Origin of the sequence: Actinoplanes siamensis (assembly GCF_016862395.1) — a bacterium.
In the GTDB taxonomy this organism is placed as follows: Bacteria; Actinomycetota; Actinomycetes; order Mycobacteriales; family Micromonosporaceae; genus Actinoplanes; species Actinoplanes siamensis.
Window position 1 is genome coordinate 39,080 of the sequence record NZ_BOMW01000058.1, and the last position, 21,898, is coordinate 60,977.

Annotated in this window: 17 protein-coding genes and 1 pseudogene; 12 read left to right on the forward strand and 6 right to left on the reverse strand. The window is 72.1% G+C overall.

Features of this window, described 5'->3' with window-relative positions; all coding sequences use genetic code 11:
• The first annotated feature begins 58 nt into the window (after positions 1 to 58).
• From Asi03nite_RS27820 to Asi03nite_RS27835, 4 genes are all read left to right on the forward strand, one after another.
• On the forward strand, positions 59 to 1,261 hold the full coding sequence (locus Asi03nite_RS27820) for a sugar efflux transporter (RefSeq protein WP_239102974.1): 1,203 nt from the start codon (positions 59 to 61) through the stop codon (positions 1,259 to 1,261).
• A 42-nt stretch (positions 1,262 to 1,303) separates the two neighbouring features.
• Positions 1,304 to 1,801 (forward strand): cation:proton antiporter regulatory subunit, encoded by a 498-nt coding sequence (locus Asi03nite_RS27825; protein WP_203683431.1) that lies wholly within the window; start codon positions 1,304 to 1,306, stop codon positions 1,799 to 1,801.
• Positions 1,802 to 1,810: 9 nt separating this feature from the next.
• Positions 1,811 to 2,998, forward strand: a complete 1,188-nt coding sequence (locus tag Asi03nite_RS27830; RefSeq protein WP_203683432.1) for a cation:proton antiporter — start codon at positions 1,811 to 1,813, stop codon at positions 2,996 to 2,998.
• Positions 2,999 to 3,218: 220 nt separating this feature from the next.
• Positions 3,219 to 3,665 carry a hypothetical protein gene (locus Asi03nite_RS27835; RefSeq protein WP_203683433.1) on the forward strand — a complete coding sequence of 149 codons (447 nt, stop codon included), beginning with the start codon at positions 3,219 to 3,221 and terminating at the stop codon, positions 3,663 to 3,665.
• Between the two features lie 53 nt (positions 3,666 to 3,718).
• On the opposite strand, the gene Asi03nite_RS27840 is transcribed toward Asi03nite_RS27835, so the two are convergent.
• The 4 genes and pseudogenes from Asi03nite_RS27840 to dnaK form a co-directional block, all read right to left on the reverse strand.
• Entirely contained in the window at positions 3,719 to 4,162 is a 444-nt protein-coding gene (locus Asi03nite_RS27840) for a heat shock protein transcriptional repressor HspR (RefSeq protein ID WP_203683434.1), read from the reverse strand.
• A gap of 21 nt (positions 4,163 to 4,183) precedes the next feature.
• Positions 4,184 to 5,383, reverse strand: a complete 1,200-nt coding sequence (gene dnaJ, locus Asi03nite_RS27845; RefSeq protein ID WP_203683435.1) for a molecular chaperone DnaJ — start codon at positions 5,381 to 5,383, stop codon at positions 4,184 to 4,186.
• A 73-nt stretch (positions 5,384 to 5,456) separates the two neighbouring features.
• Positions 5,457 to 5,894 (reverse strand): annotated as a pseudogene (grpE, locus tag Asi03nite_RS27850) (nucleotide exchange factor GrpE); the annotation flags it as partial.
• A gap of 161 nt (positions 5,895 to 6,055) precedes the next feature.
• On the reverse strand, positions 6,056 to 7,909 hold the full coding sequence (gene dnaK / locus Asi03nite_RS27855; protein ID WP_203683437.1) for a molecular chaperone DnaK: 1,854 nt from the start codon (positions 7,907 to 7,909) through the stop codon (positions 6,056 to 6,058).
• A 354-nt stretch (positions 7,910 to 8,263) separates the two neighbouring features.
• On the opposite strand from dnaK, the gene Asi03nite_RS27860 reads away from it, so the two are divergent.
• Genes Asi03nite_RS27860 through Asi03nite_RS27870 form a run of 3 tightly spaced genes read left to right on the forward strand, consistent with a single transcriptional unit; the run spans position 8,264 to position 12,935 of the window.
• Positions 8,264 to 10,030 carry an ABC transporter gene (locus Asi03nite_RS27860; RefSeq protein ID WP_203683473.1) on the forward strand — a complete coding sequence of 589 codons (1,767 nt, stop codon included), beginning with the start codon at positions 8,264 to 8,266 and terminating at the stop codon, positions 10,028 to 10,030.
• The gene (locus Asi03nite_RS27865) at positions 10,027 to 11,694 is read left to right on the forward strand and encodes a GTPase family protein (protein ID WP_203683438.1); all 1,668 of its coding nucleotides are present in this window, start codon (positions 10,027 to 10,029) and stop codon (positions 11,692 to 11,694) included. Before Asi03nite_RS27860 ends, Asi03nite_RS27865 begins: the two co-directional genes overlap by 4 nt.
• Before the next feature lie 35 nt (positions 11,695 to 11,729).
• The gene (locus tag Asi03nite_RS27870) at positions 11,730 to 12,935 is read left to right on the forward strand and encodes a hypothetical protein (protein WP_203683439.1); all 1,206 of its coding nucleotides are present in this window, start codon (positions 11,730 to 11,732) and stop codon (positions 12,933 to 12,935) included.
• A 139-nt stretch (positions 12,936 to 13,074) separates the two neighbouring features.
• Here Asi03nite_RS27870 and Asi03nite_RS27875 read toward each other — a convergent pair whose 3' ends face one another.
• Entirely contained in the window at positions 13,075 to 13,329 is a 255-nt protein-coding gene (locus Asi03nite_RS27875) for a hypothetical protein (protein WP_203683440.1), read from the reverse strand.
• On the reverse strand, positions 13,326 to 14,045 hold the full coding sequence (locus Asi03nite_RS27880; RefSeq protein WP_203683441.1) for a hypothetical protein: 720 nt from the start codon (positions 14,043 to 14,045) through the stop codon (positions 13,326 to 13,328). Before Asi03nite_RS27880 ends, Asi03nite_RS27875 begins: the two co-directional genes overlap by 4 nt.
• Before the next feature lie 412 nt (positions 14,046 to 14,457).
• Here Asi03nite_RS27880 and pdhA point away from each other — a divergent pair, with 412 nt between their 5' ends.
• From pdhA to Asi03nite_RS27905, 5 genes are all read left to right on the forward strand, one after another.
• Positions 14,458 to 15,615: a pyruvate dehydrogenase (acetyl-transferring) E1 component subunit alpha gene (gene pdhA, locus Asi03nite_RS27885; protein WP_203683442.1), complete on the forward strand. Its 1,158-nt coding sequence runs from the start codon at positions 14,458 to 14,460 to the stop codon at positions 15,613 to 15,615.
• Positions 15,612 to 16,601 (forward strand): alpha-ketoacid dehydrogenase subunit beta, encoded by a 990-nt coding sequence (locus Asi03nite_RS27890; RefSeq protein ID WP_203683474.1) that lies wholly within the window; start codon positions 15,612 to 15,614, stop codon positions 16,599 to 16,601. Before pdhA ends, Asi03nite_RS27890 begins: the two co-directional genes overlap by 4 nt.
• Positions 16,602 to 16,606: 5 nt before the next feature.
• The gene (locus tag Asi03nite_RS27895) at positions 16,607 to 17,995 is read left to right on the forward strand and encodes a dihydrolipoamide acetyltransferase family protein (protein ID WP_373872175.1); all 1,389 of its coding nucleotides are present in this window, start codon (positions 16,607 to 16,609) and stop codon (positions 17,993 to 17,995) included.
• 198 nt (positions 17,996 to 18,193) lie between these two features.
• The gene (locus Asi03nite_RS27900) at positions 18,194 to 18,331 is read left to right on the forward strand and encodes a hypothetical protein (protein ID WP_203683444.1); all 138 of its coding nucleotides are present in this window, start codon (positions 18,194 to 18,196) and stop codon (positions 18,329 to 18,331) included.
• A 473-nt stretch (positions 18,332 to 18,804) separates the two neighbouring features.
• Positions 18,805 to 21,888 (forward strand): hypothetical protein, encoded by a 3,084-nt coding sequence (locus Asi03nite_RS27905; protein WP_203683445.1) that lies wholly within the window; start codon positions 18,805 to 18,807, stop codon positions 21,886 to 21,888.
• Positions 21,889 to 21,898 lie beyond the last annotated feature (10 nt).

A 21,898-nucleotide genomic window follows, 5' to 3' on the forward strand; every position in this document is an offset into this window, starting at 1 on the left:
GGTGACGGTCACCACCGACGAGAGCGCTCTCCCACGGAAGCGCCGTAACGTACGAGAAGTGACGCGCCTCCTGTCGCGGCGGCTGCTTCCGCTCGGCTTCATGTTTCTCGCCTCCGGGATCGCCACCGCGGTGGTCGGCCCGTTCCTCGGCCTGTTCCTGAGCACCGCGGTGCACGCCGGTCCGGTCCAGGTCTCCGCGTTCCTGATCGTCGCCTCGCTCTCCGGCGTGGCCATGTCCCAGGCCCTCGCCCGGATCTCGGACCGGCGCCCGATGCGGCGGACCCTGCTCCTCGCCGCGGCCCTGGCCGGCTGCGCCGGCACCGGGCTGACCTCGGTGGTGCGCAATTACTGGATCCTGTTGGCGCTCACGGTGACCGCGACGGCAGTCGCCGGCTCGCTCTACCCGCAGTCCTTCGCGTACGCACGCCAGGTGCTGACCAGCGACGATCCGGCCCGCGCCGCGATGGGGATCAGCGCGCTGCGAACGGTGTTCTCGATCGCCTGGGTCGGCGGCCCGCCGCTGGCCGCGATCCTGCTGGACCGGACCGATTTCCGGTACGTGTACGGCACGGCCGCCGTCCTCTACCTGATCGCCGCCCTGATCACCACGCGCTGGCTGCCCGAGATCGAGGCGCCCGCCCCGGGATCGTCCGGCGGACTCGACGACGGCCGGACGCCGCGCGCGATGTACCCGATCATCGGCGGCTTCGTCCTGCTCACCACCACCATGGTGCTCGGCGTGCAGGCGATGTCGCTGTTCGTCAGCGAGGACCTGCACGGCACGGTCGGCGACTCCGGCCTGGTCCTCGGGCTGTGCGCGGCGCTGGAGATCCCGTTGATGCTCGGCTTCGGCGCGCTGAGCACCCGGATGCCGCTGCGCCGGCTGATCCTGTTCGGCGCCGTCTGCGGGGTGGCCTACCAGGCGCTGGCCGCGACGGCCCAGGCGACCTGGATGCTGGCCGCCGCCCAGGTGCTGAACGCCATGTTCATCGCGGCCAACTCCGGCCTCGGCATCTCCTACGTGCAGGACATGATGCCGCTGCACCCGGGACGGGCCACGACGCTGTTCACCAACACGTTCCCGCTCGGGCAGATCCTCGCCGCTCCGCTCTTCGGCGTGGCACAGGAGTTCGACTACCGCCTCGCGTACGTCATGAATCTGGGTCTGGCGGTCCTGGGTCTGTTCCTCCTGCTGGTGGCGAAGCCACCGGCCCGCACCGTGCCGGAGCAGGTGCCGCGGATCGGCGCCGAGAAGATGTGACGCTGCGGCAAAAGTCACTCACCGCGGGCTAACGTGGTGCTCGTGCGCGTACGGGTGGAACAGACTCCGCTGCCAGGAATCGGCGTCCGACACGACCTGGTGACGTCCTCCGGGCGTACGGTCGGCGTGGTCTCGCATCGCAACGGGCGGCGCGATCTGGTCCTGTACGACGTCGACGACCCGGACTCGTGTCTGGCCTCGATCCCGCTCACCGACGACGAGGCGGAGGCCCTGGCCGACGTCCTCGGCGCGTCGCTGATGCTGGGCCAGCTGGCCGGACTGCGCCAGCAGGCCGCCGGACTGCTCACCGAGCAGATCGCGCTGCCGGCCGGCTCGCCGTTCGTCGGCCGGCAGCTCGGCGACACCCGGGCCCGCACCCGCACCAGCGCGTCGATCGTGGCGGTGCTGCGCGACCGCGAGGTCATCCCGTCTCCCGGCCCGTCCTTCCGGTTCGAGGCGAACGACGTGGTCGTCGCGGTCGGCACCCGCCACGGCCTGGACGGCGTCACCGCCATCCTGGCCGGCGACACCGACGGCTGAGGCCGGCTCGTGCATGACACGACGGTCCTGCTCATCGAGTTCGGCGCGCTGCTGTTCGGCCTCGGCATGCTGGGCCGGGTCGGCCGCCGGTTCGGGCTCTCGCCGATCCCGCTCTACCTGCTGGCCGGCCTCGCCTTCGGGCAGGGCGGCCTGGTCCAGCTCTCGGCGAGCAACGATTTCACCGCGATCGGCGCGCAGATCGGGGTGATCCTGCTCCTGGTCATGCTGGGGCTGGAGTACTCGGCCGACGAGTTGGTCGGCAACCTGCGCTCGGCGGCCCCGGCCGGGATCATCGACATGCTGCTGAACACGGTGCCCGGGGCGCTGTTCGCGCTGCTGCTGGGCTGGGACGCGAAGGCGGCGCTGGTGCTGGCCGGGATCACCTGGGTCTCCTCGTCCGGGGTGATCGCCAAGGTGCTCGGCGACCTGGGCCGGCTCGGCAACCGGGAAACCCCGGTGATCCTCTCGGTACTGGTGATCGAGGACCTGGCGATGGCGTTCTACCTGCCGATCGTGACCGCGGTGCTGGCCGGCGTGGGTCTGCTGGGCGGCCTGAGCACGCTCGGCGTCGCGGTCGTCACGGTGGTCGCGGTACTGGTGGTGGCGATCCGGTACGGCGGCCCGATCAGCCGGTTCATGTCGGTGAAGGACCCGGAGGCGCTGCTGCTCAGCGTCTTCGGGCTGACCCTGTTCGTCGCCGGGGTGGCGGCCGAGCTCAAGGTCTCCGAGGCGGTCGGCGCGTTCCTGGTCGGCATCGCGCTCTCCGGGCCGGTCGCACACCACGCCACCCAGATGCTCTCGCCGCTGCGGGACCTGTTCGCGGCGGTGTTCTTCGTCTTCTTCGGGCTCTCCACCGACCCGGCCGACATGCCGCCGGTGCTGCTCCCGGCGCTGGGCCTGGCCGTGCTGACCATGCTGACCAAGGTGGCCACCGGATACCTGGCGGCCCGGCGGTCCGGGATCGCACTGCCCGGCCGGCTGCGAACCGGGTTCGCGCTCACCCCGCGTGGCGAGTTCTCCGTGGTCATCGCGGGGCTCGCGGTCGTCTCCGGGGTGGATCCCCAACTGGCGCCGCTCGCCACCGCGTACGTGTTGATCACTGTCATCTCCGGGCCGGTGCTGGCCCGCCTCCCGGACTACTCCTGGTTCAAGAATCTGCTCCGCCGGCGCATGGCCGCCCAGAGATCTACGGCCTGACCCGGGTCCACAGTTGAGTGATCTGGATAACGCCACGACCTCACCTCGGCGCCAGCCAAAAGTTACTGTCCAGTATCTGAATGTGAACTCTTGACACTTCCGTTCACTCGTTCATCGCGCTACCGTTGCGCCGCGGCGACTCTGTGTATTGGGACGTTCGACACGTGCGACGGACGGTGTGATTCCCGTCGCAGGCGAATGGGTGAATAAGGCGGCGGCGTTGAGTGTGCGAGAGGCGACTTTCATCGGGTTCGGCAACCCGGTCGATCCCCGGCCGGGCGAGCTGGAGGCATGGGCCTATCATCCCGAGGCGGTACCGCTGAGCGCGATGCCACGGGACTGGGATCTGCTGATCTCCGGCGACGTGCTCGGCCCGACCCTGTTCGAGCTGGCCATGGACCGGCAGTGCCCGGCCCGCCGGTTCGCGCAGCACTGCATGTACATCTATGCGGCGGACGGTGTCCGGCAGAACGCGACCAGCCAGCGCAAACGACGGTTGAAGAAGTTCATCGAGCGCGCCGAGGAGGTCGGCGACGAGCCGATGCAGATCTGGGCGCACAACTGCCGGGTCCTGATGACCCGGCAGGAGCTGTTCGACCATCACGACTGGATGGAGGGCGGCCTGGTGCGCAATCCGCGCCGGATAGGCCTCTTCAACCGTCGGTAATCGACAAATCACTACATGCAGTAACGGCGGCCCTCCATCGGAGGGCCGCCGTGCTATTTGTCCGGGGAGCGGCGTGGGCGCCAGACCACCAGCGCGGTGGACTGGGTCTCCTGCCGGACCAGATCACCCCGGCCGGCGTACGGATTCATCGCCTCCAGCTGGGCGATCCGCGCGTACGCGTGGTCCAGCTGCTGCTCCAACTCGGCGACCTGCTGCTGCAGGTCGCCGACCAACTGCTCGAGCCCGATGATCCGCTTTATGCCGGCCAGGTTGACGCCGTCCTCCTGGCTGAGCCGCTGCACCTCGCGGAGCAGCGCCACGTCCCGCTCGCTGTAGCGCCGACCGCCACCGCCGGCCCGGCCGGGCTGCACCAGGCCGAGCCGGTCGTACTGCCGCAGGGTCTGCGGGTGCATCCCGGCCAGCCGCGCCGCCACGGAGATGATCAGGACCTTCGCGTCGGAGGCCTGTTCCACCGAGATGCTGATCTCTTCATACACGTGCCACCTCCGGAAGGGTCCCTAGACGGTCTTGCGCAGGCGCGCGTCGAGCCGGTCCCGCCCCGCGGGCGGGGTGAGTTTCGCGAACTTCTCCAGCGCGTCCCGGGCCTCGCCGGTCACGCCGGACGGGATCTGCACCTCGACCGTGACGATCAGGTCGCCGGACTGCCCCTCCTTGCGGGTCACCCCCTTGCCCCGGGCCCGCAGCTTGCGGCCGCTCGGCGTCCCCGCCGGCACCCGCAGCGTGACCGGGCTGTCCAGGGTGGGCACCCGCAGGTCGGTGCCGAGCACGGCCTCCGCCACGGAGATCGGAACAGTCAGCGTGAGGTCGTCCCCACTGCGCCCGAACAGGTCGTCGGGACGCACCTTGACCTGCACGTACAGGTCGCCGGCCGGGCCGCCCCGGTCGCCCGGCTCGCCGCGGCCGGACAGCCGGATCCGCTGTCCGTCCGCGACGCCGGCCGGGAACCGGACATTGATCGTCCGGCTCTTGGTGACGCCACCGGTGCCCCGGCACTCAGGGCACTTCTCGTCCACGATGCTGCCCGAGCCCTGGCACTCCCGGCACGGCTCGGAGAAGCTGAACGAGCCCTGGTTGCTGGAGATCAGGCCCGAGCCGTGGCATTTCGGGCAGGCGCGCGGCATGGTGCCGGGCTTGGCCCCGTTGCCGTGACAGGTGTCGCAGGCGCCGGGGGTGCGCAGCGTAAGCGGCAGGGTGGTGCCCCGCACGGCCTGCGTGAAGTCCAGCGTCACCTCGGTCTCCACGTCCCGGCCGCGCTGCGGGCCACGCCGCCCGGCCGGGTTCCCGGCGCCACCGCCGCCGGAGAAGATCGAGCTGAAGATGTCGGAGAAGCCGGTGCCGCCGAACCGGCGGTCGGCGCCGCCACCACCCGCGCCCGCCCCGCTGAACCCGCCGAACAGGTCGGACGGGTCGAACTGGGCGCCGCCGCCGGGCCGTCCCGCGCCGCGGCGGAACGCTCCGGAGCCGAACAGGGAGCGCATCTCGTCGTACTCTTTGCGCTTCTTGTCGTCGGCCAGCACGTCGTACGCCTCGGACGCGGCCTTGAACTTCTCCTCCGCTTCCTTGTTCCCCGGATTGCGGTCGGGGTGCAGGTCGCGAGCGAGCTTCCGGTAGGCCTTCTTGATCTCGTCGGTTGAGGCCGACTTGGTCACGCCGAGCACGGCGTAGAAGTCCTTCTCGAGCCAGTCCTTCGAGCTCACTCGGCCTCCCTCCTCGACTGACGGGTGAGGTCCCGCCCACCGGCGAGCCGGTGGGCGGGACCGGAAAGGAATCTCACTCCGGATCGGCGACGGCGACCATCGCCGGGCGCAGCAGCCGCTCGCCCAGCGTGTAACCGCGGCGCATCACCTCGACGCAGGTCGGCTCCGTCACGTCCGCGGACGTCTGGTGCGCGACCGCCTCGTGGCGGTTCGGGTCGAACGGGTCGCCCTTCTCGCCGAACGCGACCAGGCCGAGCTTGCCGGTCGCCGCGGTGAGCTGCTCCGCCACCGAGGCGAACGGCCCGACCAGGTCACCGTGCTCACGGGCCCGGTCGATGTCGTCCAGCACCGGCAGCAGCGCGGTGAGCACCGCACCCGTGGTCTGCTCCGCGGCCGCACCCCGGTCGCGGTCCACCCGCTTGCGGTAGTTGGCGTACTCCGCGGTCACCCGCTGCAGGTCGTGGGTCCGCTCGTCGAGCTCGCCACGCAGCGCCGACAGCTCAGCGCCGAGGCCGGGCTTGGCCTCCTCGACCACCGGAGTCGTCTCCTCCTCCTCGGGCGCGCGGTGTGCGCCGCGCTTCTTCTGGGGAGCCTCGTCGGTCGTCGCGTCGGTCTCGCCCTGGATGACTTCGCGCTCGGTCGCCGGACCGCCGGTCTCGTCGTCCTTGGCACTCACTTCTTGTCGTCCTCCACGATCTCGGCGTCCACGACGTCGTCGCCGCCGGCTGCCGGGCCCTGACCGGTCGCGCCACCCGGCGCGCCCTCGCCCCCGGGGCCGGCCTGCGGGGCCTCGCCCTGCGAGTAGAGCAGCGAGCCGGCCTCCTGGGAGACCTGCGACAGCCGCTCGTGCGCCGACTTGATCTTCTCGATGTCGGTGCCGCCGAGCGCGCCGCGGAGCTCGCCGAGCGCCTCGCCGATCTTGTTCTTGCTGTCCTCGGGGAGCTTGTCGCCGCTCTCCGCCAGGAACTTCTCGGTCTGCCACTGGAGCTGCTCGGCCAGGTTGCGGGCCTCCGCGTCCTCACGCCGCTTCTTGTCGTCCTCGGCGTGCGACTCGGCGTCGCGCATCATCCGCTCGATGTCCTCCTTCGGCAGCGCGGAGCCGCCGGTGATGGTCATCTTCTGCTCCTTGCCGGTGCCCAGGTCCTTGGCGGACACGTGCACGATGCCGTTCGCGTCGATGTCGAAGGAGACCTCGATCTGCGGAACGCCGCGCGGCGCCGGCGCGATGCCGGACAGCTCGAAGGTGCCGAGCTTCTTGTTGTACGCCGCCATCTCGCGCTCACCCTGGTAGACCTGGATCAGCACGGAGGGCTGGTTGTCGTCCGCCGTGGTGTAGACCTCGGAGCGGTGCGCCGGGATGGTGGTGTTGCGCTCCACCAGCTTGTGCATGATGCCGCCCTTGGTCTCGATGCCCAGCGACAGCGGGGTGACATCGAGCAGCAGGACGTCCTTGACCTCGCCCTTGAGCACGCCGGCCTGCAGGGCGGCGCCGACCGCGACGACCTCGTCCGGGTTGACGCCCTTGTTCGGCTCCTTGCCGGTCAGGCTCTTGACCAGCTCGGTCACCGCCGGCATACGGGTCGAGCCACCGACCAGGATGACGTGGTCGATGTCGGCCAGCTTGACGTCGGCGTCCTTGATCGCGGACTCGAACGGGCCCTTGCAGCGGTCCAGCAGGTCCTGCGTCATGCGCTGGAACTCGGCCCGGGACAGCGAGGTGTCCAGGTGCAGCGGGCCGTTCGCCCCGGCGGTGATGTAGGGCAGGTTGATGCTGGTGGTGGTGGCCGCGGAGAGCTCGATCTTGGCCTTCTCGGCGGCCTCGCGCAGACGCTGCAGGGCCATCTTGTCCTGGGACAGGTCGATGCCGTGCTCGCCGCGGAAGGTCTTCACCAGGTGGTCGATGATCCGCTGGTCCCAGTCGTCCCCACCGAGGTGGTTGTCACCGGAGGTGGACTTGACCTCGATGACGCCGTCGCCCAGCTCCAGCAGGGAGACGTCGAAGGTGCCGCCACCCAGGTCGAAGACCAGGACGGTCTGCTCCTTGGAGCCCTTGTCCAGGCCGTAGGCCAGCGCCGCCGCGGTCGGCTCGTTCACGATCCGCAGGACGTTGAGGCCCGCGATCTCGCCGGCCTCCTTGGTGGCCTGCCGCTGGGCGTCGTTGAAGTACGCCGGGACGGTGATGACCGCGTCGGCGATCTGCTCGCCCAGGTAGGCCTCGGCGTCGCGCTTGAGCTTCATCAGCACCCGCGCGGAGATCTCCTGCGGGGTGTACTTCTTGCCGTCGATGTCGATCGACCAGTTGGTGCCGACCTCCCGCTTGACCGAGCGGATCGTCCGGTCCGGGTTGGTGACCGCCTGGCGCTTGGCGACCTCGCCGACAAGCACCTCGCCGTTGCGGGCGAAGGCGACGATCGACGGCGTCGTCCGGGAGCCCTCCGCGTTGGCGATGACGGTGGGCTCGCCTCCTTCCAGAACGCTGACGCAGGAGTTCGTGGTGCCGAGGTCGATGCCGACCGCACGTGCCATGGTGTTCCTCGCTTCGTAACCGGCTTGGTACAGGGTTGAGTGGAACCGACTCAATGATGCCACGGGGTCGCGACCCCGCCAAATCAAAGTTGAGCCGAGGAGACGCAAGTCGAGCGCTGAACGCCCTTACCCCGCGGAAAACCTCTGTACCTGTCCGGTCACGGCACACCGGTACCCGTTGCTCGCCCTGGATAGATCGTGCACGCTTTATCCGTGACGACGCACGGAGAGGCGGTCGGTCCGTCGGCCCCATCCGCCGTCCCCGCCACAACGAACAAGAAAGATCAGGTCAACTCGGCTGCCGCAGGCGCCGGCCCGGCGCGAGCAGACATTGTTGATCGTACGGGGCAGGGCCTGACCCGTCCCGCGAACAAGGAGAACGGCATCACCGCACCGGTCGCACCTCCACCCGCCGTGGGCAGGCTCGCGGCGGCACTGAGCCGATTGCGGGCGGCACTCGGCACGGTCTCCTACCCGCTGCTGCTGCCCTCCGCCGAGGAGGCCCAGCGGGTCGGTTCCGCCCTGCTCGCCCAGATCGACGACTATCTGCTGCCCCGGCTCGCCCGGCTCGACGCGCCACTGCTCGTGGTGGTCGGCGGCTCCACCGGCGCCGGCAAGTCGACCCTGGTCAACAGCCTGATCCAGGAGACCGTGACGACGGCCGGCGTGCTGCGCCCGACCACCCGCTCGCCGGTGCTGGTCGCCCACCCGGAGAACCTGGGCTGGTTCGAGCAGCCACACCTGCTGCCCGGGCTGATCCGCACCGTCAAGACCAGCGACGACCCGAACTCGCTGCAGGTGATCGGCGCCCGGGGCATCGGCCCGGGTGTGGCCCTGCTCGACGCGCCGGACGTCGACTCGGTGGTCGACCACAACCGCAAGCTCGCCGCCCAACTGCTGGCCGCGGCCGACCTGTGGCTGTTCGTCACCACCGCCGCGCGGTACGCCGACGCGGTGCCGTGGGAACTGCTCAAGACCGCCCGGCTGCGCGGCACGGTGATCGCCCTGGTGCTGGACCGGGTGCCGCTGGACGCGGCGGCCGAGATCTCCGCGCACCTGGGCGAGATGCTGACCCAGCACGACCTCGGCTCCGCCCCGCTGTTCGTGCTGCCGGAGACCGAGCTGGACGCCCGCGGCCTGCTCCCGGCCCCGGTGATTCAACCCATGCAGCAGTGGTTCGCCCAGCTCTCGGCCGATCCGCAAGCGCGCGACGCGGTGGCCCGGCAGACCCTCGACGGGGCGCTGGCGGCACTGGTCCCGGCCGTGGAGGGCCTGGCCGAGGCGGCCGACGACCAGGAACGAGCGGCCCAGGCACTGGACGAGCGGGTCGACGGGGCCTACCGCACGGCCAAACGGACCGTCCGGGACGGCCTGGAGGACGGCCGGCTGCTCCGCGGCGAGGTGCTGGCCCGCTGGCAGGAATTCGTCGGCACCGGCGAGCTCGTGCGGACGCTGGAATCCCGGGTCGGCGCCCTCCGGGACAAACTCGTCGCCGCCGTCACCGGCCGCCCCGAGCCCAGCCGCAACCTGCGGATCGCGCTGGAGTCCCAGCTGGTCACCCTGCTGCGCGGGGTGGCGGCGGACGCCGCCGAGCAGGCCTACGCGGCCTGGCAGGCGTTTCCGGCCGGCGAGGCGCTGCTGCTGCCGGAGCTGAAGAGGGCCTCCGAGAGCCTGCCGAGTCGCGCCGACCGGATGGTCCGCGACTGGCAGAAATGGGTGCTGGACCTGGTGCGGCGGGAAAGCGGCGACAAGCGCTCGGTGGCCCGCGGCGCGGCGTACGCGGTGAACGGCGCCGGTCTGGCCGTGATGGTCGCGGTGTTCACCTCGACCGCGTTCATCCCGACCGGGCTGGAGGTCGCGGTCGGCGCCGGCACCACCGTCGCGGCGCAGAAAGTGCTCGAGGCGGTCTTCGGCGACCAGGCGATCCGTACTCTGGCGGCACGGGCCCGCACCGAGCTGGTCGCCCGCTTCGACGAACTGCTCGACGCCGAGGCGGAGCGGTACACGAGGCAGACCGCCGCCGTGCGCCGCGAGGCGGAACCCGGCACACTGTTGCGCCGAGCCGCCGCAGAGGTGGAGAGCGCCAGGAAGGACATAGCGTTGACCGGATCGGGGTCATGAGTCTGGTGGAAAAGGTGCGCGACACCGATCGGGTGGACGCCGAGGCGCTGACCCGGCGGCTGGAGGCGATGACCCGGTTCCTGCGGCTGGTCGACCCGTACCTGCCCGACAGCGAGTTGGTGACCGCGCACACCGTCGTGGAACGGGCCAGTGGGCGGCTCACCCTGTCGCTCGAGCACACCGTGGTGGCGCTCGCCGGCAGCACCGGCAGCGGCAAGTCCAGCCTGTTCAACGCGCTGGCCCGGTTCAAGCTGTCACCGGTCGGGGTGCGCCGGCCGACCACCGGCACCGCGCACGCCGTGGTCTGGGGCCCGCTGGAGCCGGCGAACCGGCTGCTCGACTGGATCGGCGTGCTGCCCCGGCAGCGGTTCGTCCGGGAGAGCGCGCTGGACGGTGACGACGAGGCCGCGCTGCGCGGGCTGGTTTTGCTCGACCTGCCGGACTTCGACTCGGTCGAGCGCGCCCACCAATTGGAGGTGGACCGGCTGCTCGGGCTGGTCGACCAGATCGTCTGGGTGGTCGACCCGCAGAAGTACGGCGACCGGATCCTGCACCAGGCCTACCTCTCCCAGTTCAGCACGCACGCCGGGGTCACCATCGTGGTGCTGAACCAGGCCGACCGGCTCAACGCGCCGGACACCGAGATGGTGCTGCGCGACCTGCGGCGGCTGCTGGACGAGGACGGGCTGGCCGAGGCGCCGGTGCTGGCCTCCTCGGCGAAACAGCCCGGCATGCTGGGCGATCTGCGCGACGCCCTGGAGTCGACAGTGGCCGACCGGCAGGCCGCGCTGCGCCGCCTCGCCGCCGACCTGGACGCGGCAGGTGAGGATCTGGCCGCCATGATGGGCCCCCCGGCCGCCGAGGACGAGGTGGACCGGGCGACCGTGCGGCAGCTGACCGACGCGCTCGCGGCCTCCGCCGGCGTGCCCGCGGTGGCCGACGCCGCGGCCGCGGCATACCGGCGCCGTGCCGCCGTGGCCACCGGCTGGCCGCTGGTCCGCGGCCTGCGCCGGCTGCGCCCCGACCCGCTGCGCAAGCTGCACCTCGGGACGAAGCCGGAGACCGACGCGGTCTCCACGGACATCGTCCCGCGTACCTCCCTGCCGGAGGCCGACGCCGCACAGAAGTCCGCGGTGGGCCTCTCGGTACGCGCGGTCGCCACCCGCGCCGCGGCGCCGCTGCCCGAGATCTGGGCGCCCGCGCTCAACGACGCCGCCCGTTCCAAGGCCGGCGACCTGCCGGACGCGCTGGACAAGGCGATCGCCCGGACCGACCTGGACGCCGAGAGGCATCCGCTCTGGTGGCGGGTGGCCGGCGCGCTGCAGTGGGTGCTGCTCGCCGCCGCCACGGCCGGCCTGATCTGGCTGGTGCTGGGATACGCGATGAGCGCCCTCCGACTGCCCGACATCGGCGGCCCCGAGGTCGGCTCGGTGCCCCTGGCGACCGTGCTGCTGCTCGGCGGGCTGGCCGCCGGGCTGCTGGTCTGGCTGCTGCTGAAACCACTCGTCGAGGCCGGTGGGCGGCGCGCCCGCCGGCGCGCCGAGCAGCGGTTGCGGGCCGCGGTCACCGACGTCGGCCGTGAATACGTGGTCGCGCCGGTGCGTGAGGTGCTGAACGCGTACGCCCAGGCTCGCGAGGCGCTCGGCGTGGTGCGATCGGAGTAGTTCGGTGAACCTGCCGCGAGCGGTAGGCTCGCGGCATGCCGGCACCCCAGAGCGTGTACGAGGCGGTGCTGCACGCGGCCCGCGACGTGATCAAGCTGGGCAGCGCGCTGGACGCCGAGATGCTCGGAACAGCGCTGCTGGGCAGCGTCTACGCGGTCGCTCCGGGCGACCGGGCGACAGCTGTCCGGGACTTCGTGGGTGACTTCCTGGCCGCCACCGAGCAGCGGCCCGAGCCGGCCACCACGACCATCCGCGACGTGTTCGCGACCCTGGTGCCGGACGCGCCCGGCGCCGACCGGGTGAGACACGACCCGCGAGGCCCGTCCTGGGCCGGGCAGCTGGGACGGGTCCGGCCGACCGGGTGTCACGCCTACGGCGACGTGTACGGGGACCAGACGTCGTACCTGGTCACCTTCGCCTACGAGGACGACGACCAGGGCGGTCCCGAACACGCCGTGGTGGTCCTGATCGACCACAACATCGGCATCGTCAAGGACGTCTTCGTCGCGGCCTCCGCCGACCGCATCCTCGACCAGGTGCGCACGGTCTGCGAGCAGGACGAGCTGACCTGGTTCCGGGACGAGGACCCGGGCCGGCTGCGCGACGAGGTGGACCGGCATCTGGAGTTCACCGACGAGCTCGGCGAGCTGCCCGCGGACGGCTCGCTGGCCACCGACCGGGCGCTGGCCGCGGCCCGCCTGGGGCTGCTGCCGGCGCCCACCGTGCCGCCGCTCGCCGAGCCGGCCGGGCCGAACGCGGCCGAGCTGATGCGCGACTTCCTGGCCTCGCCGGAGGCCGCCCGTGCCGGGCTGAGCGGGCCGGACGCGGACCAGCCCTCGCTGCAGTTCTGCCTCGGCCTGCTGTTCGACCACGCGGCCACCCTGCCCGGCGGCGACCCGCTGCACTGGAGCCCGGCGGTGGCCGGCCTGTTCCTGCTGGACTGGGTGCACCGGCGGGCGGTGCTGGACATCGACGACGCGGCGATGCTGCCCCGGGTGGTGCGGGCCTGGTCGGCCTATGCGACCTGGCGGCGCGGTCTGCCGCCGGCCGCGGTGGCGGAGACCGAGGCCGAGGTGGAGAAGCTGGTGCCGGAGTTCGCCCGGCTCTACAGCACGGGTGAGCGGCGCAGCCCGGCTACCGCGGCGGTGGCGCAGCTGATCGCCGAAGGCGTGGACCCGAACGACTCGGACGCGATAGACGCCTGGCTGCAGGCCAACCGCGACCGTCTCGGCGACGACTGACGCTCCTGCTCCCACGCGCCACGAGGCCGGCCTGCGCCGGTCAAGGGCGACGAGCACCGGCCCGAGCCGTCCAGCTGGGCCTGGTGGTGGTCATGGAGCACTTCCACAGCCGCCACTGTGGAAAGCCCGCGCGCCCGAGCTATCTGTGATTCGCCTGGTACTCGTCCGCATGGTGGTCGGCATGGTGGCGTCCCACCCGCGAACTCCGCTGCCGCGCCGGAGTCTGCTCGTCGTGCAGCGTGTGTTCGGCGCGATGGTGTCCCCGGTACGGCCGGTTGGCGATCCGGTTCTCCTCGGAGCGCGGCTGGGTCATCGAGTGGCGGACGTTGCGGCCACCCGGGTAGCCGTGGTCGAGGGTGGGGACGGGGTTGGCGTTGTACGGGCGATCGGTCACCGCTGACCTCCGGCTGGGCTGGGACCGGCGGCAGGGCCGGTCGGAGATGGTGGTACGGAAGGCGGCTTCGCGCTCTTGGTGCGTGGAGTCGCCGACTGGCCGGCGGACGTGTCGCCACGCCACCCGCCGGGGTCGTCGTCATCTGAGATATCCGGTTCGTCCACCGCGGAGAGCTCGAACCGGGCCGGCCCGGCCGGCGGGATCTCCCAGTCGTCGGGGACCGGGGGAAGACCGGGAACTGTCGGGAACACCGTGATCGTGTCCGGGCGGGGGCGCGGCGGGGACGGCACGTCGTCCGGCACCCGGGGCAGGCCGGGGACGGTCGGCACCCGGTTCGCGCCCGACGGTCGGTCACCCGTTCGGTCCGGCCGCGACACGCCGGGAGGCTGGGCGGGCCGGGCGCCGGAATCGGACGGCGGGCGGCCCGGATCGCCGTACCGGGAATGGTTGGAAGGCCGCACCCGGCTGCTGGCCGGGGGTGGCCGGAACGGCGCGTCCAGTGCACGGTCGTGCCGGTTTCCGGCGATCTCGCTGGTCCCCGCGGTGATCACGGCGAGGGTGGGCAGCGAGGCCAGGCCGACCAGCATCGCCACCATCAGCAGGTAGCGCCGGGTCGGACCGGAGAAGCCGTGGTCCTCGCGGTATACGCCGTTGAACCGCTTGCGGAGCACCTTCAGGGGCGGCTCGTAGCCGTCGTCGTCGGGCAGGTGCGGCACGCGGGTGTCCCTTTCGAACCAAAGATCAAGTTGGATCCGTCTCGGTCAAAGGGGTGAACGACGCATGCTCCGTTCGGCATCGGCAGACTCGGGCTATTCGTACGGTAGTGACCGCCCGAAAACTACTAAAATCGGACAAATACCCTTAACGATATGTCAGCAGAAAATCTCTATTCGTGATCCATGCACTCTGTAACGTCCCTCACTACCTCTGTCAGGATGGTGGCGACGGCACCGCCGCCGTCGCCTTCCGCCGACCAGCGGGGCAACGGCGGGCCGTCCCGGCAGGGGCTGGGTCCCGGCCGGAACGTCGCGCGGCAGCCTCACCCGGCACATGCGCGGCTACCCCAGTGGTCCGCCGCGTGGCCGGGCGACACCCGCCGCGGGCGCAGAGAGATACAGGGAGACACGGATGGCGAAAGGCAAAGCCGCGGCGGCACCCCCCTCGGGAGGGGGCAGTGATGCTCCGGCGGGCGGCTTCGTCCAACTGCTCACGCCCGACGGCGAGCACGTCGGCAGCGTCACCACAGCGGACGGAACCACGTACTCGGTCGACTTCACCGACGAGGAGTACCGCGGGCTCTACCGCGACCTGGTGACCGTGCGCCGGCTCGACGCCGAGGCGACCGCTCTGCAGCGGCAGGGCGAGCTGGGGCTGTGGGCCAGTCTGCTGGGTCAGGAGGCGGCTCAGGTCGGCTCGGGCCGGGCCCTGCGTACGCAGGACATGGCTTTCCCGACCTACCGCGAGCACGGCGTGCTGTACTGCCGCGGCATCGACCCGATCATGCCGTTCGGCCTGTTCCGCGGCGTCGATCAGGGCGGGTGGGACGCGAACGAGCACAAGTTCAACAGCTACACCATCGTGATCGGCTCGCAGACGCTGCACGCGACCGGGTACGCGATGGGCGTCACCATGGACGGCAAGACCGGCAGCCCGGACGGCGAGGCGGTGATCGCGTACTTCGGTGACGGCGCGACCAGCCAGGGCGAGGTCAACGAGGCGTTCGTCTGGTCCGGGGTGTTCAACGCCCCGATCGTCTTCTTCTGCCAGAACAACCAGTACGCGATCTCCGAGCCGCTGGAGCGGCAGACCCGGATCCCGCTGTACCGGCGGGCCGCGGGATACGGCTTCCCCGGCATCCGGATCGACGGCAACGACGTGCTGGCCAGCTACGCGGTGACCCGTGCCGCGCTGGACAACGCGCGCAACGGCCAGGGCCCGACCCTGATCGAGGCGTACACCTACCGGATGGGCGCGCACACCAGCTCGGACGACCCGACGCGGTACCGGATCGCCAGCGAGGTCGAGTCGTGGAAGGCCAAGGACCCGATCGCCCGGGTCAAGGCGTTCCTCACCAAGCAGAAGCTGGCCGACGACACGTTCTTCGGCGAGGTCGACGAGGACGCCCGCAAGCTGGCCCTGGACCTGCGCGAGCGGGTGCTGGCGATGCCGGACCCGCAACCGGTCACGATGTTCGACCACGTCTATCCGAACGGCTCGCCGGAACTCGATGAGCAGCGCAAGGCGTTCACCGAGTACCACGCGTCGTTCGAGGGGAGTGGGCACTGATGGCCGAGACGATCACCCTGGGCAAGGCTCTCAACCACGGCCTGCGCCGTGCCCTGGAGAACGACCCGAAGGTCGTGATCATGGGAGAGGACGTCGGCAAGCTCGGCGGCGTCTTCCGGATCACCGACGGCCTGCAGAAGGACTTCGGCGAGGACCGGGTCATCGACACCCCGCTGGCCGAGGCCGGCATCGTCGGGACCGCGGTCGGCCTGGCCATCCGCGGTTACCGCCCGGTCTGCGAGATCCAGTTCGACGGGTTCGTCTTCCCGGCGTACAACCAGATCGTCGCCCAGGTGGCGAAGATGTTCTACCGCTCCAAGGGCAAGGTCCGGGTGCCGATCGTCATCCGGATTCCGTACGGCGGCGGCATCGGCGCGGTCGAGCACCACTCCGAGTCCCCCGAGGCGTACTTCGCGCACACCCCCGGTCTCAAGGTGGTGACCTGCTCGAACCCGGCCGACGCGCACACGATGATCCAGCAGGCGATCGCCTCCGACGATCCGATCGTGTTCTTCGAGCCGAAACGGCGTTACTGGGAGAAGGGCGAGGTCGACCTGGAGGCGCCGGTGAGCGGGGCGTTCCCGCTGCACTCGGCGCGGGTGGTGCGGCCCGGGACGGACGCGACGCTGCTGGCGTACGGCCCGATGGTCCGGGTGGCCCTGGACGCCGCGGCGGCCGCCGCCGAGGACGGCCGCAACCTCGAGGTCGTCGACCTGCGCTCGCTGTCGCCGGTGGACTACCCGGTGCTCGTCGAGTCGGTCAAGCGGACCGGCCGTGCGGTCGTGGTGCACGAGGCGCCGGGCAACATCGGCCTGGGCGCCGAGCTGGCCGCCCGGATCACCGAGGAGTGCTTCTACTCGCTCGAGGCCCCGGTGCTGCGGGTGACCGGTTACGACATCCCGTACCCGGCGGCCCGTTCCGAGGAGGAGTACCTCCCGGATCTGGATCGGCTCCTGGACGCCGTCGACCGTTCGTTCGGCTGGTGACGCGGATGTCCCGGATCAAGGAGTTCAACCTGCCCGACCTGGGCGAGGGGCTGACCGAGGGCGAGATCCTGACCTGGCTGGTGAAGGTCGGCGACACGATCGAGCTGAACCAGCCGATCGTCGAGGTGGAGACGGCGAAGGCGGCGGTGGAGATCCCGGCGAAGTGGGCCGGGGTGGTCACCCGGATCTTCCACGAGGCCGGTGTCACGGTCGAGGTCGGCAAGCCGATCATCGCGATCGACACCGACCCGGGCGCCGGCGATCTTCCGGTGCCGTCGGCCGAGTCGCTGGCCGCGGTCCAGGTGGCGCCGGCCGAGGGGGCCGTCGAGCCGGGCATGCTGGGTTCACCGGCGCCGATGGCGAACCGCACACCGGTGCTCGTCGGTTACGGGGTGCGAGAGGGAAGTGCCAGAAGGCGACCCCGCGTGGGTACGACGTCAGCCCCGGCTCCGGCCGCTGCCCCCGCTCCCGTGGCTCCGGCCCCGGCCGTCCCCCCGGCGGCACCGGTCCGGAGCGGTCCGGTGCTGGCCAAGCCCCCGGTGCGCAAGCTCGCCCGGGACCTGGGCGTCGACCTCGCCACGATCGTGGGGAGCGGGCCGCTGGGGTCGGTGACCCGGGAGGACGTACAGCGCAAGGCCGCCGAAGGCGCGGAGAAGCCGGCGGTCGCGCCGGCAGCGGCCTTCGACGGGGCTCGCGAACGGCGCGTGCCGGTCAAGGGTGTCCGGAAGCTGACCGCGGAGAACATGGTGGCCTCCGCGTTCACCGCCCCGCACGTCACCGAGTTCCTGACCGTCGACGTCACCCGGAGCATGAAGGCGTTGGAGAAGCTGAGGGGTCGGCGCGACTTCGCCGATCTGCGGATCTCCCCGCTGCTGCTGGTGGCGAAGGCGGTGCTGCTCGCGGTGCGGCGGCACCCGATGGTCAACTCGTCCTGGTCGGCGACGACCAACGAGATCGTGGTCAAGGAGTACGTGAACCTCGGGATCGCCGCGGCGACCGAGCGCGGGCTGATCGTGCCGAACATCAAGGACGCCGGCCGTCTCAGCTTGCGGGAGCTCGCCGAGGCGCTCGACGAACTGGTCCGGACCGCGAAGTCGGGCAAGACGCCGCCGGCCGACATGGCGCACGGCACGCTCTCGATCACCAACGTGGGTGTGTTCGGCGTCGACACCGGGACCCCGATCCTTCCGCCGGGCGAGTCGGCGATCCTGGCGTTCGGCGCGATCCGGCCGACCCCGTGGGTGCACAAAGGCAAGATCAAGGTGCGCCAGGTCACCACGCTGGGGCTCTCCTTCGACCACCGGATCATCGACGGTGAGCTGGGCTCGAAGTTCCTGCGGGACATCGGCGAGTTCCTCACCGATCCGGAAGCGGCCATCCTGGCCTGGACCTGAGTTAACGAGGGTGACGTACGGGAATCACCTTTGATTGTTAGGCGAATGATCGGGATCACCATCTGAATAGTTGGCATGATCCACCGCGAAGGCGGACACTGAAGGCACACCAGAGATGTGCGCCGACGGTGTCCGCCACGAGCGGAACCGGGCGGCACGTCGTGAGACCGGCCACCGCCGGGGAAACGAGCAAGTGCAGTGAACGTGATCGACCGCATCCGCCGCCGCCGCCAGATCAGCCGCCAGCACCGCGCCATCGACCGCGCCATGCAGGCCGCTCCCACCCAGGCCACACGCGACGAGATCGCCTTCTTCAGCCAGCGTCAGCCCTTCTAGGTCCAGCGCTCATCGACCGGCCCGCCCGCAATCACCCGGGCGGGCTGATTCGTATCGGCGACCGTTCCGACACCCCGCGTGGCATTCCCTCACTGGCGTACACCGGGATTTTCTCCGCAGGGAACGCCCGGTACGGTTGGGCACTGGTTCCCAACCCGGCACGGCCGGTCGGGGTGGGCTACCGGGGCTCGACTGCGCCCCAGCACGGCCAGGCCGGAAAGCTGGCACGGCCCTCGGCGGTGAGTCGCGGAGGGGTCGCGTCCGTGCAAAGCTGGCACGGCCGCATCGATGAGGAGGCGCGTATGACGTCCGAGGGGCAGCACGCCGGTCAGCCGGCCGAGGCCGCGTCGGGCGGACCCGAGTCCGACGGTCAGCGAGTTGCGGGCCGGGCATCGGCACCACTTCCGACCGAGGGCACCCCCACTTCTTACGGCCCGCCGCCCCAGACGGCGCCGGGCGGTGGGTCGCCGTTCGTGGTTCCGGCGGTCTCCACCTTCGGTTCCGGATCGAACCCCACCGGCACGCCGTATGGCTCGGCCCGGGTGCCGCAGCCGGAAGAGGCCTCGCCGTACGGGTCGGTCACCCCCGGGACGGCCTCGCCGTACGGATCGGTAGCCCCCGGTTCCCAGTACGGTTCGCCGGCCGCCCCGGAGGCGCAGCCGTCGCAGTTCGAGCAGCAGCGGTCCCCGTCCGGATGGACGCCGCCGGCCCCGGCCGCCGAGCAGGCGCCCGCCGACCAGCCGTTCGGGCAGGCCGGTTTCCCGCCGGCCGGCCGCGCCTCCGCGTCGGTGCCCGGCGCCGGGCAATTCGCCCCGCCGCCCGCGGCACAGCCCCCGTCCCCGGAGGGACCGGGCTTCCCACCGCCGGCCGGTGGCAGCGGCCTGCCCACCCGCACCCCGGGTGCCACGGCGGCCGCCAACGACCAGTCGACCTTCTCCGCGTTCGGCGACCAGAAGGCCCGGGTGCCGGGTGCCACGCTCAGCGACCTCCCGGACGCCTCCGGACGTCCCGGCCTGACGGGTCCGGCGGAGAACAGCTGGCTCGGCAACGCCACCCGGCCGGCCTCCGGCGAGGCCCCGTCGAAGCCCGCCTCGAACACGTTCCCGACCCGTCAGGGGGAGAGCGGCGGGTTCCCGCTGCGTGCTCCCGCCGGCCCGGCCGCCGAGGCCGAGCCGAACGGCGCGGCGCCCAGCCTCGATCTGCCGATCCGCAGCTCGGCGGGGTTCGCCGGGCCGCCCGCCGACCCGGGCGCGCCCTCGCCGTTCGGCGGGTCCGCGGGGCCGGAGACGCCCGCTGAGCAGGCGCAGGGCAACTCGGGCTTCCCGCAGCGGGTGCCCGGCGCCGCGCTCGGCTCCGGGGGTTCGCTGCCCGCGCCGGGCTCCGCCCCGGTTCCGCCGCCGTCCGGTGCGGCCTCGGGGCCGCCCGCCTCGTTCGGCTCGGCGCCGTCGCCGGGTTCCGCGTCCGCCGGGTTCGGCTCCGCCTCCGCGCCGCCGTCCGGCCCGGCGTCCGGCCCGGCGTCCGCCGGGTTCGGCTCCGCCTCGGCGCCGGCACCCGGGTTCGGTTCCGCGCCGGCCTCCGGCGCCGCCTCGGTGCCGTCCGCCGCGCCCTCGTCCGGTGCCGGCTCGACCGGCTCCGCCTCGGTGCCCGGCTCCGTCCCGCAGCCGCGGGACTCCGGCACGGCGCGGCCCGCGTCCGGTTCGGCCCGTCCGGTGACCGCCAGCGTCTCGGTGCCCGGCCGGGTCGCCCCGCCCGTCGACGGCGGCGAGATGCCTCCGTCGGCCCCGGCGCCGCAGGCCCGGGTCTACGGCCGGCCCGCCGCCGCTCCCGAGGAGCCCGCGGACACCCCGGCTGCCGAGGAGCCGTCGTTCGGCGGCACGCCGTTCCCGGGTGCGCGCATGCCGGAGGCCTCGCCGTTCGCGGCGCCGGAGTCCGCTGCCCCGGCGAACCCGTTCGCCCCGCAGCAATCGTCGTTCGCCCCGCAACAGGACGGCCCGTCGCCGTTCGCCCCGCAGCAATCGTCGTTCGCCCCGCAGCAGGACAGCGCGTCGCCGTTCGCCCCGCAGCAGTCGCCGTTCGCCCCGCAGCAGGACGGCCCGTCGCCGTTCGCCCCGCAGCAGTCGCCGTTCGCCCCGCAACAGGACAGCGCGTCGCCGTTCGCCCCGCAGCAGGACGGCGACCAGCAGCAGAGCATGCCCCGGGACTTCGCGCCGCAGCAGGCTCCCGATCAGGAGCACAGCGGTGGCCAGGCGAACCCGTTCGCCCAGCGCGCCCCGGAGTCCCAGCGCGGCCCGGAGTTCCAACGCGCCCCCGAGCCGGAGGCGCGTTCCCAGGAAGCCCAGCGCTTCCCCGAGCCGCAGCCCGCGTTCGGATCGGACCCGGAGAGCCCCAACGGCCCGTTCGGCCCGCGTCCCGACGGCTTCGGCTCGTTCCCCCCGCCGCAGCGCGGCGAGGAGACTTCCAGCGGTTTCGGCTCCTTCCCACCGCCGCCCCAGCGCGGCGAGGAGAGCTCCGGCGCGTTCCCGCAGGGCGAGACGTCCGGGTCCGCGCCGCAGTCGCCGGCCCGGGCCACCGCCCGTGCCTCGGCCAGCGCCCGCGTCGCCCCGCCGGAGCCCGGCGCGCCGTCCGGCAACGCCCGGGTCACCCCGCAGGACGGCACAGCGACGTTCCCGGCCACCCCGGGCTCCCCGGCCCCCGGTTTCCCGCCGCCGGCCTCGTCGGCTCCGGCTTTCCCGCCGCCCACGTCGGCGTCCCCGGGATTCCCGCCGCCCACGTCGTCGTCCCCTGGTTCCCCGGCGGCGCCCGGCGGCGCGCCGGCCTTCCCCGCGCCCGGTTCGCCGTTCGGCGACGGGCCGGCGGGTCCCCCGTTCGGCGACAGGCCGGCCGGATCCCCGTTCGGCGGGGAGAACGAGCCGACCTTCCCGCCACCGTCGTCGGCGTTCCCGGGCGGCGCGGCCCAGCCGAGCACGTTCGGCGCCCCGGCCTGGGGCGACTTCGCGAACACCGCGCCCACCGCGCCCGGCTCCGACCACTTCAGCGAGCACACCACGGACGTCTCCGGCCGCGGCAACTCGCCGTATGTGCCGGCGCCGGCGACCACTCCGCTGCCGCCGGGCGTCTCGCAGTCCGACCCGTTCGGCGCCGACCCGGCGTCCCGCGCCACGGTCACCCCGCCCGGCCCGGAAGACACCACGAGCTGGCCCGGCCCGGCCGAGCAGGACAAGTTCGACCAGTTCAAGGCGGAGGAGCCGGCCCCGGCGCCGAAGCCGACGGTGAAGACCGGCCGGGTCACGCTGGCCGTGGTGCTCGGCGCCGCCCTGCTGCTCGGGGTCGTCTTCGGCCTGGTCTGGCTGATCTCCGGCGGCAGCGGGAGCAGCTTCAGCGCCAGCGCGGGCGACTGCGTGAAGAACGGCGACAAGGTGGCCAAGGTGGCGTGCTCGGAGGCGGACGCGTACCAGGTCAAGCAGGTCGTCAACGCCAAGGAGCAGTGCGCCGACAAGGCGCAGCCCTACATCGTGGCCGATGAGAAGGTCTACTGCCTGGCGAAGCCCGCCGGCTGATCGGCGGGCG